General features: G+C 71.2%; 10 protein-coding genes and 2 pseudogenes. 8 read left to right on the top strand and 4 right to left on the bottom strand.

The window, feature by feature from the left end; all coding sequences use genetic code 11:
- The 6 genes and pseudogenes from ACRDP3_RS04770 to ACRDP3_RS04745 all read left to right on the top strand — a co-directional run.
- Positions 1-1,216, top strand: a pseudogene (locus ACRDP3_RS04770) (hypothetical protein); the annotation flags it as partial.
- A gap of 74 nt (positions 1,217-1,290) precedes the next feature.
- Positions 1,291-1,881, top strand: coding sequence for an N-acetylmuramoyl-L-alanine amidase (locus ACRDP3_RS04765; protein ID WP_431515540.1), 591 nt, complete (start codon positions 1,291-1,293; stop codon positions 1,879-1,881).
- A gap of 130 nt (positions 1,882-2,011) precedes the next feature.
- A complete protein-coding gene (locus tag ACRDP3_RS04760) occupies positions 2,012-2,914 on the top strand; it encodes a 1-aminocyclopropane-1-carboxylate deaminase/D-cysteine desulfhydrase (RefSeq protein ID WP_431515542.1) in 903 nt (300 codons plus the stop codon).
- A gap of 9 nt (positions 2,915-2,923) precedes the next feature.
- A complete protein-coding gene (locus tag ACRDP3_RS04755) occupies positions 2,924-3,409 on the top strand; it encodes an N-acetyltransferase family protein (protein WP_431515539.1) in 486 nt (161 codons plus the stop codon).
- Between the two features lie 255 nt (positions 3,410-3,664).
- Positions 3,665-4,087, top strand: a complete 423-nt coding sequence (locus ACRDP3_RS04750; protein WP_431515538.1) for an anti-sigma regulatory factor — start codon at positions 3,665-3,667, stop codon at positions 4,085-4,087.
- Positions 4,084-5,097 carry an RNA polymerase sigma factor SigF gene (locus ACRDP3_RS04745; RefSeq protein WP_431515537.1) on the top strand — a complete coding sequence of 338 codons (1,014 nt, stop codon included), beginning with the start codon at positions 4,084-4,086 and terminating at the stop codon, positions 5,095-5,097. Before ACRDP3_RS04750 ends, ACRDP3_RS04745 begins: the two co-directional genes overlap by 4 nt.
- A gap of 45 nt (positions 5,098-5,142) precedes the next feature.
- Here ACRDP3_RS04745 and ACRDP3_RS04740 read toward each other — a convergent pair whose 3' ends face one another.
- Positions 5,143-5,589, bottom strand: coding sequence for a hypothetical protein (locus tag ACRDP3_RS04740; protein ID WP_431515536.1), 447 nt, complete (start codon positions 5,587-5,589; stop codon positions 5,143-5,145).
- Between the two features lie 77 nt (positions 5,590-5,666).
- Here ACRDP3_RS04740 and ACRDP3_RS04735 point away from each other — a divergent pair, with 77 nt between their 5' ends.
- Complete coding sequence (locus ACRDP3_RS04735; RefSeq protein ID WP_431515535.1) at positions 5,667-6,635, top strand: diacylglycerol/lipid kinase family protein; 969 nt, start codon at positions 5,667-5,669, stop codon at positions 6,633-6,635.
- A 309-nt stretch (positions 6,636-6,944) separates the two neighbouring features.
- A complete protein-coding gene (locus tag ACRDP3_RS04730) occupies positions 6,945-7,208 on the top strand; it encodes a WhiB family transcriptional regulator (RefSeq protein ID WP_027747983.1) in 264 nt (87 codons plus the stop codon).
- Between the two features lie 106 nt (positions 7,209-7,314).
- On the opposite strand, the gene ACRDP3_RS04725 is transcribed toward ACRDP3_RS04730, so the two are convergent.
- From ACRDP3_RS04725 to ACRDP3_RS04715, 3 genes and pseudogenes are all read right to left on the bottom strand, one after another.
- Positions 7,315-8,808, bottom strand: a complete 1,494-nt coding sequence (locus ACRDP3_RS04725) for a sensor histidine kinase (protein WP_431515541.1) — start codon at positions 8,806-8,808, stop codon at positions 7,315-7,317.
- A 303-nt stretch (positions 8,809-9,111) separates the two neighbouring features.
- Positions 9,112-10,179, bottom strand: coding sequence for an SIS domain-containing protein (locus ACRDP3_RS04720; protein WP_431515534.1), 1,068 nt, complete (start codon positions 10,177-10,179; stop codon positions 9,112-9,114).
- A gap of 23 nt (positions 10,180-10,202) precedes the next feature.
- Positions 10,203-10,728: pseudogene (locus ACRDP3_RS04715) on the bottom strand (glycoside hydrolase family 3 protein); the annotation flags it as partial.

Here is a 10,728-nt window from a genome sequence, read left to right as displayed (position 1 = left end):
GTCCCGGCGCGGCCCCGCGGCCACCACGGAGGCGGCCCCCGGCACGGAGCGCCCGGCCGACCAACTGGCCGCGCTCACGGCCGCGGTGGTGGGACCTCCCCGCGCGGACTCCCCGCCTCCGGCTCCGTACCGGCTCACGCTGCTGACCCCGACCACCACGGGTGCGCCGGCCGGCGGCCGCACCGGCGGCGTCGGCACCGATCCCACCGAGACCCCCGAGCCGCACAGGCCCCGCCCGCCCCGGATTCCCTCCACCGCCCCCCGGGGCGGGCGGCCCGCACGCCGCACCACTCCGGGCGAGGTCGCCTCCGTACGCGAGCATGTGCGCTTCTTCGCCCAGCAGGCCGACCGGCACGGCGGCGGTCACATCCGGACGCCGCTCGCCGCCGAACTCGCCGGTCTGGTCTGCGGGCTGCGGACCGGCGGGGAGGGCCCGCACCATCCCCGGCTGCTCTCTGGCGCGGCCCGGCTGAGCTATCTGCTGGCCCGCGTGTACGCCGACGAGCAGCGCCACGGCCTCGCCCAGCGCGCGTTCCTCACCGCCGCCGAACTCGCGGCGGAGGGAGAGGATCCGGAGGGCGTCGCACTCGCCCGGCGGGCGCTCAGCTCCCAGGCGCACCAGTTGGGACACCGACAGCAGAGCCTCGCGCTGGCCGAGGCGGCCTGTGCGGCGGCGCCCGGCCGCGCGGCGCCCTCGGCACGGGCCTTCCTGTACGCGGGGCTGGCGGTGGCCCGGGCCGCAGTCGGCGAGCGGGGTCCCGCACTGGCCGCACTGCGCCGCGCCGAGTACGAACTGGCCCGCGTACCGGCCGACATGACGACCGGCCCGGAGAGCCCGGACGGCGAACCCGTGGGCTCATACCAGGACGCCGCGCTGCTCTACCAGTCAAGTCAGGTACGGGCCGCGCTGGGAGACCGGGACGGCGCCATCGGTGAGCTGCGTTCCTCACTGCGGCACCGGCCCGCCGGCGAACGCCGCTCCCGGGCACTCAGCCAGGCGGAACTCGCCGAACTCCTGCTCTCACGCGGCCGCTTGGAGGAAGCCTGCGCTGCCTGGGAGGGATTCCTGGAGGACTGCGCCCTCGTCCGGTCCGGCCGCGCACGCCGGGCCGGCGACCGGATGCCGCGGCTGTTGCGCCCGTACGTCCGCGAGGGCTGCGTACAGGAGCTGTTGACCCGCGCCGGCCTGCCGCTCGGCAGGCCGGGTCCGGCGTAAGCGTGGTACAGACCGGGCATCACTCACGAACACCACCAGACGGCGCGAGCCACACACGGAAGGTACGGGGACAGATGGCCACACCCATCACAGCAAGCGCCTTCATCACCGCCCTGGAGAAGGAGGGCGTGACGGTCGAGGAGGTCCGCGACTGGCGCAACCACAACCGCAACCACAAGGGCCCCTGGGGGCCGGTGCACGGCGTCGTGATCCACCACACCGTGACCAGTGGCGCCCAGGCGACGGTCGACCTCATCTACGACGGCCGCTCGGACCTGCCCGGCCCGCTCTCCCACGGCGCCATCACCAAGGACGGCACGGTGCACCTGGTGGGGCACGGACGCGCCAACCACGCGGGGCTCGGGGACGACGACGTGCTCAGGGCGGTCATCGCCGAGAAGGCCCCGCCGAGCCCCAACCAGATGAACACCGACGGCAACCGCTACTTCTACGGCTTCGAGTGCGAGAACCTCGGCGACGGGGACGACCCCTGGCCGGACGCGCAGCTCGACGCCATCGAGCGGGCCGCCGCCGCGCTGTGCCGGCACCACGGCTGGCACGCGCGCTCGGTGATCGGCCACCTGGAGTGGACGAACCAGAAGTCCGACCCGCGCGGGTTCACGATGGACGCGATGCGCGACCGGATCGCGGCCCGCCTGAAATGACGGGAGCCGAGTTACGGAAAGGGGCGGGCGGCGCGACAATGCGGGAGTGAGCGGAAGCAGCGGCGACGGGAGTGACGGTGACGGCGGGGCCGGCACCGATGCCCTCCTCGCCGCGCTCGCACCCGCCCCGCTGCTGCCCTCGCCCATCCAGGAGACCGGTGACGAGCGGTTCGCCCGGCACGGCATACGGCTGTTGCTCAAGCGGGACGATCTGATCCATCCGGCGCTGCCGGGAAACAAGTGGCGAAAACTCGCCCCTAACCTCAGGGCCGCCCTGGACGCCGGCCACCGCACCCTGCTGACGTTCGGCGGCGCGTACTCCAACCATCTGCGCGCCACCGCCGCCGCCGGACGGCTGCTCGGACTGGCCACCATCGGCGTCGTCCGCGGCGACGAGCTGGCCACCCAGCCGCTCAACCCCGCGCTCGCGCGCTGCGCCGCCGACGGCATGCGGCTGCACTTCGTCTCCCGCGCGGAGTACCGGTCGCGCACCGACCTCGGCTACCTGACGCGGCTGTGCGGCCGCCTCAGGGACCTCGGGGTACCGCTCGGGGACCCCGGCGGCGACGACCCCTTCCTGATACCGGAGGGCGGCAGCAACACCCTTGCGATACGCGGCTGCACCGCCCTCGGCCGCGAGCTGCGGGGACGGACCGACATCGCCGCCGTCGCCTGCGGCACCGGCGGCACGCTGGCGGGCCTGGCGGCCGGTCTGTCGCCCGCACAGCGCGCGCTCGGCATCCCCGTGCTCAGGGGCGGCTTTCTGACCTCCGAGATCGACGGGCTGCAGCGATCCGCCTTCGGCGGCCTGCGGGGCGACTGGTCGCTGGACGACCGTTTCCACTGCGGTGGTTACGCCCGCACCACCGCTGAGCTGGACGCCTTCGCGGACGACTTCGCCGCCCGGCACGGCCTGCCGCCGCTCGAGCGCGTCTACGTCGCCAAATTGCTGTACGGACTCACGGCACTCGCCGACGAGGGCGCCTTCGCACCCGGCAGCACCGTGACGGCTGTTGTCACCGGGCGGCATTAGCCTTCGGGCATGATCAGAGCCGCCGCTCCGGCCGACGTACCGGCCATTCACGCGATGATCCGCGAACTCGCCGAGTACGAGCGTGCGCTGGAACACGCGCGGGCGACCGAGTCACAGCTGCACGAGGCCCTTTTCGGCGCACACCCGGCGGTCTTCGCGCTGATCGCCGAGGACGCTACGGAGAGTGAGCCGGTCGGTTTCGCTCTGTGGTTCCGGAACTTCTCCACCTGGACGGGTACTCACGGTGTGTATCTGGAGGACTTGTACGTCCGCCCGGCGGCGCGCGGTGCGGGACACGGCAGGGCACTGCTTTCAGCCCTTGCCGGAATCTGTGTCGAACGGGGTTATGAACGCTTCGAGTGGTGGGTATTGGACTGGAACGACCCCTCTATCGGGTTTTACAGATCACTCGGGGCCGAACCGATGGAGGAGTGGACGGTCTTCCGGATGTCAGGGGGACCGCTGCGGACACTGGCCAGCGTCAACGCAGCGTAGCCACCCAGGATTTGCGATCCCCAACCCCTAGCCACAGTCCGTGCCCATGTGTTTACTATGTGTGACGCATACGTGATGGGTGCAGTGATCCGTGCGGGCGACATCTTGTCGCGGATCGCGGTAGCGTCGCAGGCGAAACCATCGACGGGCGTCAGCCCGCCGGTCCTCCGTGGCAAGGTCCACAGGAGGTGCGGCGGTCGGCGCACTCGTCACAGCGAACGAGCCGAACCGGCTTGTGCCACCTTGGAGGTGAGGGTGTCCCAGAACGCAGGTGAGCCCGTGGGGCAGGACGGACAGGACTTCGTCGAGGTCCGGCTGCCCGCCGCGGGTGCCTATCTGTCGGTGCTGCGCACGGCCACTGCCGGACTCGCGGCCCGCTTGGACTTCACCCTCGACGAGATCGAGGATCTGCGGATCGCCGTGGACGAGGCGTGCGCGATTCTCCTCCAGCAGGCTGTTCCGGGTTCCGTACTCAGCTGTGTCTTCAAGCTCGTCGGTGACTCGCTGCGGGTCACCGTCTCCGCCCCCACCACCGACGGCCGGGCACCGGAGCGCGACACCTTCGCCTGGACCGTGCTCTCCGCGCTGGCCGGCGAGGTGGATTCGACGGTGTCCGAGGACCGTACGGTCAGTATCAGCCTGCACAAAAAGCGCGGTGCGGGCCCCGGAGCGCCGTGACTGGGCACGAGGCACGGGAGCATGGGGCCGGCCGCACCGGTGCGGCGGCCGATCCGATGGTGCCTGAGCAGGCCAGGCCGCACCCCGCCGACCCCAGTGGTCAGCGACCGGAGCAGGCAGAGCGGGGGGACGCGATGGACATCAAGCAGCACGAGGCACCCGGAGCCGGACCGGGGCCTGGACCCGGGCCCGGACAGGGGTCCGGAGCGCACGGTGCGCGGGCGGCGCGGGCCGCACGGTTCGCGCACTTCGACCCGCACGACCGCAGCGGGGCGCGGGCCATGTTCATCGCGCTGCGCGCCCTTCCCGACGGTTCTCCCGAGCGGGCCGAGCTGCGCAATCATCTCGTGCGGATGCATCTCCCGCTCGTGGAGCACCTGGCGCGCCGCTTCCGCAACCGCGGCGAGCCGCTGGACGACCTCACCCAGGTCGCGACGATCGGTCTGATCAAGTCGGTGGACCGCTTCGACCCGGAGCGCGGCGTGGAGTTCTCCACCTACGCCACACCCACGGTCGTCGGCGAGATCAAGCGGCACTTCCGCGACAAGGGCTGGGCGGTCCGCGTCCCGCGACGCCTGCAGGAGCTGCGCCTGTCGCTGACCTCGGCGACGGCCGAGCTGTCCCAACTCCACGGCCGGGCCCCGACCGTGCACGAGTTGGCGCAGCGGCTGTCGATCTCGGAGGAGGAGGTACTCGAAGGGCTGGAGTCGGCGAACGCCTACAGCACACTGTCGCTCGATGTGCCGGACACGGATGACGAGTCACCCGCGGTCGCCGACACCCTGGGGGCGGAGGACGACGCCCTCGAAGGGGTGGAATACCGCGAATCCCTCAAGCCGCTGCTGGAGGAACTGCCGCCGCGGGAGAAGAAGATCCTGCTGCTGCGCTTCTTCGGAAACATGACCCAGTCGCAGATCGCGCAGGAGGTCGGCATCTCCCAGATGCACGTCTCGCGCCTGCTGGCCCGCACCCTGGCACAGCTTCGCGACCGGCTGCTGGTAGAGGAATAACGACCTGGTGCGCGACAGCGGGCGGGCCGTACCCGCTGCCAGGCGTCACGCGTCGCGCGGGCCGATTCCCAGCGCCTGGGTCGCGGTCGGGTTGACCAGGCAGCCGAGCACGGTGAGTCCGGCCAGCGCGATGACGACGCCCCCCGCGATCCAGACCCCGCCGTTCTGCGCCATCTGATAACCCACCGGCAGCGCCATCAGCTGCACGATCATGGACGGGCCGCGGCTCCAGCGGCGCCTCAGCCACAGGCCGCGTGCGGCGGCCAACGGCAGTGCGGACAGCGCGAGCACGGTGACCGCCATGGTGACCGCCTGCGTCATGCCGTCCGGCGTGCGGGTGACCAGCATCACCAGCGCCCCCACGCCGAAGGCGGCGACCACCACGCCTTCCAGCGCGGTCAGCACGGCGGCTGCCGTGAGCCGTCGCGGGCGGTGGGGGTCCCCCCGGGAGAGCCAGGGGGAGGGGGCGGGGTTCTTGTTCGCAGCCGGCACAGGGGAAGCCTAGCCCGGCGCTGAAGCTCGGCTCCAGGGCCGGGCTCCGCTGCCGGCGGATAGGTACGCTGCACCCCATGCGCGCACTCCTCATCGTCAATCCGACGGCTACCACCACCAGCTTGCGGACCCGTGAGGTGCTCACCCACGCGCTCGCCAGCGACCTCGAACTCGACGTGGCGACCACGGAGTCCCGCGGCCACGCACGGGAACTCGCCCGGCTGGCGGCGGTGAACGGCGAGACGGAGCTGGTGATCGCGCTCGGCGGTGACGGCACCGTGAACGAGATCGTGAACGGTCTGCTGCACGAGGGCCCCGACCCCGGCCGGCTCCCCCGCCTCGCCGTCGTCCCCGGCGGCTCCACCAACGTCTTCGCCCGCGCGCTCGGTCTGCCCAACCACGCGGTGGAGGCGACCGGGGTGCTGCTGGACGCGATCGAGTCGCGCAGGGAGCGCACGATCGGCCTCGGACTGGCATCCGGCGTACCGGACACGGATGACACAGGTGTGCGGCCGCGCTGGTTCACCTTCTGCGCCGGGTTCGGCTTCGACGCGGGTGTGGTCGGCCGGGTCGAACAGCACCGGGAGCGGGGCAAGCGTTCGACCCACGCACTGTATGTACGGCAGGCGCTGCGGGCGTTCCTCAAGGAACAGCACCGCAGCCAGGGCACGATCCGGCTGGAACGGCCCGGTCAGCCACCGGTCGAGGACCTGGTGCTGTCGATAGTCTGCAACACCGCCCCCTGGACCTACCTGGGCAATCGTCCGGTCTACGCCGCACCGCAGGCGTCCTTCGACACCGGTCTCGACCTGCTCGGGCTGTCCCGGATGACTCCCCTCGCGCTGAGCCGCTACGGCACGCAGCTCCTCACCTCCAGCCCCGAACGCGGGCCACGGGGCAAGCACGCGGTGACACTGCACGATCAGACCGACTTCACCTTGCATTCACAGGTTCCGCTGCCCTTTCAGATGGACGGTGACCACCTAGGAGTGCGTACGAGCGTGAACTTCACAGGTGTACGCCGTGCACTGCGTGTGATTGTGTAAGTCGAACGCCCCAAAGTCCTTCCACTCGAACGTTTAGGCCAGGGTCCACCCTCTGGAAGTACGACTGTGAGTGTTGCGACACCAAGGAATCAAAAAAAACTTGCTTGAAGGGGTTGTATCCGCCGCCGAGGTTTGCGAGTCTCTTCATGGCGATCGGGACGGCCCCTCACGGCGGCCTCCGGCGCCCGAATCCTTCCCCGAATATCGAGTGGGACCCGTATCACAACCGAACGGCGCCCCTTCCCCTGCGGGGTGGATTCGTGAAAGCGTTCACATTCACAAGCCAAACCACGAGGAGAGGTAGCAGCCATGGACTGGCGTCACAACGCCGTTTGCCGCGAGGAAGACCCCGAGCTCTTCTTCCCCATCGGCAACACCGGTCCTGCGCTGCTGCAGATCGAGGAAGCGAAGGCCGTCTGCCGCCGCTGCCCCGTCATGGAGCAGTGCCTGCAGTGGGCCCTGGAGTCCGGTCAGGACTCCGGTGTCTGGGGTGGCCTCAGCGAGGACGAGCGCCGCGCGATGAAGCGCCGTGCCGCTCGCAACCGGGCGCGGAACAACGCCGCGACCGCCTGAGACTGACGCGCACCCTGCCAATCGCTGCATCCCGAACCGCAGCGCGCAGTGCCCCGACGCACCGCATACAAGAAGGTGTTGAGCCCCGGCCCCCAGGGACCGGGGCTCAGCGCTTTTCGCGCTTGTCCCGTTTCTCCGCCGCGACCGGAAGGTCGAAGACCACCCGGGTCCCACGCCCCGGCGCAGGGACCATGTCGAAGTCGCCGCCCAATTCGCCTTCCACCAGCGTCCGTACGATCTGCAGGCCCAGGTTGCCGGTCTGCTGGGCGTCGAAGCCCTCCGGCAGGCCGCGCCCGTCGTCCCGCACGGTGACCAGCAGCCGCCCGGGCGCCGAACCGGCCCCTGCGCTGCGTACGGCACTGACCTCGATCGTGCCCTGCTCCCCCGGTCCGAAGCCGTGCTCCAGCGCGTTCTGCAGCACCTCGGTCAGCACCATGGACAGCGGCGTGGCGACCTCCGCCTCCAGCACCCCGAAGTGGCCCGTGCGGTGACCGACGACGCGGCCGGGTGAGATCTCGGCCACCATCGCCAGCACCCGGTCCGCGATCTCGTCGAACTCGACGCTCTCGTCCAGGGTCTGCGACAGCGTCTCGTGCACGATCGCGATCGAACCCACCCGCCGCACGGCCTCGTTGAGCGCCTCCCGGCCACGGTCGGAGTCCATCCGGCGGGCCTGCAGGCGCAGCAGCGCAGCGACCGTCTGCAGGTTGTTCTTCACCCGGTGGTGGATCTCGCGGATGGTGGCGTCCTTCGTCATCAGCTCCCGCTCGCGGCGGCGCACCTCGGTGATGTCGCGCAGCAGGATGAGCGAACCGATGCGGACCCCCTTGGGCTTGAGCGGGATGGCGCGCAGCTGTACGACGCAGTCGTTGGCCTCGATCTCGGCGCCGCGCGGCGCCCAGCCGCTGGCGAGGGTGACGAGTGCCTCGTCGACGGGGGCCCGGCTGGGGGCGAGTTCGGCCGTGGCCTGGCCGAGGTGGAGACCGACGATCTCGGTGGCCAGGCCCAGCCTGTGGTAGGCGGAGAGCGCGTTGGGGCTGGCGTACTGGACGATGCCCTCGGAATCGAGCCGGATCAGTCCGTCGCCGACACGCGGGATGTGGTCGATGTCGAGCTGTCCGCCGGGGAAGGGGAAGGCACCGGTCGCGATCATCTGGGCGAGGTCGGACGCGCTTTGCAGATAGGTGAGTTCGAGCCGGCTCGGGGTGCGGACGGTGAGCAGGTTCGTGTTACGGGCGATGACCCCGAGCACCCGCCCCTCGCGGCGTACGGGGATCGACTCGACCCGCACCGGGACCTCCTCACGCCACTCCGGGTCGCCCTCTCGCACGATCCTGCCCTCGTCGTGCGCGGCGTCCAGCAGCGGGCGGCGGCCGCGCGGCACGAGATGGCCGACCATGTCGTCCTGGTAGGAGGTCGGGCCGGTGTTCGGCCGCATCTGTGCGACGGACACGTAGCGGGTGCCGTCGCGGGTGGGCACCCACAGCACCAGGTCGGCGAAGGAGAGGTCCGAGAGCAGCTGCCACTCGGAGATCAGCAGGTGCAGCCACTCCAGGTCGGAGTCCGACAGGGCGGTGTGCTGGCGTACGAGGTCGTTCATGGAGGGCACGCCGCGAGCCTACCGGCGGTCGCCGCCGGCGGTCCGGGGCCGCCGGCGGGAAGAACTCCCCGCACAGCATGGACAGCAAGTGTGGTCTAGTCCACAATGAACGGGTAAAGAATCAAGCTTCTGCTCTCCCCGCACAGGAGGGCAGAGCGAGACTCGCGGCGCGTTCTGCCCTGACCGCGCCGGGGTCTCATGACTCCGGGCTGCGGTGCCGGGCGGGCTGAGGGTCCTGCTCTGGCGCCGCGGCCCGAAGTGTTTTTCGACCGACGTGTTTCTTCGACCGACGCACCAGCGTGCTCAGCTGGTCTCCGTCACCTTGGCCAGCGCGCGCGGCGCGTCGGGGTCCTGGCCACGGGCGATGGTGACCTCGTAGGCGAGCAGCTGGAGCGGGATGATCTCCAGGATGGGCTGGAGCTCCTCGGGGAGCCCCTCGGTGGGCAGCGCGAAGCCGGCGGAGGCGCGGTCGACCTCGGCGGGGCTCCCGATGACGACGAGGTCGGCGCCGCGGTCGCGGAGGCGGTCGAGTACGGGCTGCAGCGCCTCGCCCCCCTTCCCCTCCGGGACCACCGCGATGACCGGGGAGATGTTGTCGACCATGGCGAGCGGGCCGTGCAGCAGGTCGGCGCCGGAGTAGGAGAGGGCGGGGATGTAGCTGGTCTCCATCAGCTTCAGCGCCGCCTCCTTCGCCGTCGGGTAGCCGTAGCCGCGCGAGGTGAGCACCATGCGCTCGGCGAACCGGTAGCGGCTCGCGAGCGCCTTGATCTCGCCCCGCCGGGCGAGGATCGCCTCGGCCAGCTCGGGGAGCTGCTTGGCGGCCGCGGCGCCGTGCCCCCCGCGCATGCCCTCGACGAAGAGGTGGAGCGCGAGCAGTTCGGCGGTGTAGGTCTTGGTCGCCGGAAGGGCCTTCTCCTCCCCGGCGAGCACGTCGATGTGGAACTCGCTGACCTCCGCCAGAGGCGAGCCGGAGTTGTTGGTCACGGCGAGGGTGATGGCGCCGGCCGCGCGGGCCGCCCGGGTGGAGGCGACGAGGTCGGGTGAGCCACCCGACTGGCTGACGGTGATGACGAGGCAGTCGGTGAGGTCGGGCGTGGCACCGTAGGCGGTGGTGGTGGACATGGAGGTCAGCCCGCACGGCTTGCCCAGCAGGATCTCCAGCAGGTACTTCGCGTAGAGCGCCGCGTTGTCGGACGTGCCGCGCGCGGTGAGCAGGACGAACCGGGGACTGCGGGCCGCGACCTCCTCGGCGATCTCGCGGATCCGGGGCGCACCCTCCTCGAGGATGCGGCGCAGCACGGCCGGCTGTTCGGCCATCTCGGCCAGCATGATGTGGCCCGGCGTGCGGCCGGACTGATCCGTCACGGACATGCTGAGTGCCTCCCGGTGGCAGTTCAGTTGGTAGTGCCGGTGATGACTTCCGCGGCGGCCCGTCCGCACACACGGGCGGCGCCGTGGGTGGCGATGTGCGGCACTCCGGCGGGCGGCGACTGGGGCACCCCCATCTCGACCACGACCGTGTACGGGCGGACCGCGAGCAGGGTGTCCAGTGCGTCGGCCATCCAGTAGTGCCGGTGGACGTCGCGTACCACCGCGACGATCCTACGGTCCGCCGCCGCACCGAGCACACTCGCGACCAGGTCGGAGGTGCCGTCCGCGGCCGCCTGGGCGGCCCCGTAGGTGACGGTCTCGGTGCCGGGCAGCAGCCGTGCCAGTTCGGCGGCGACGCCCCACGGAGTCTCGTCGCCGACCGCGATGTTGGCGGTCGGGGTGAAGGCGGCGACGAACGGCGGCTCGGTCAGCGGCTCGTGGTTCTCCAGACCGGTGACGCACACGGCGCGGCGGGCGGCTTCGAGCCCCACATCGGGCGCGTGCGCGCCGCCGTCCGCGTCCGCCGTCGCCGGGCGCGGACTCTCCGCC

It is taken from the genome of Streptomyces sp. (assembly GCF_050698815.1).
GTDB lineage: Bacteria > Actinomycetota > Actinomycetes > Streptomycetales > Streptomycetaceae > Streptomyces.
This window is presented reverse-complemented; position numbering and strand designations above follow the sequence as displayed.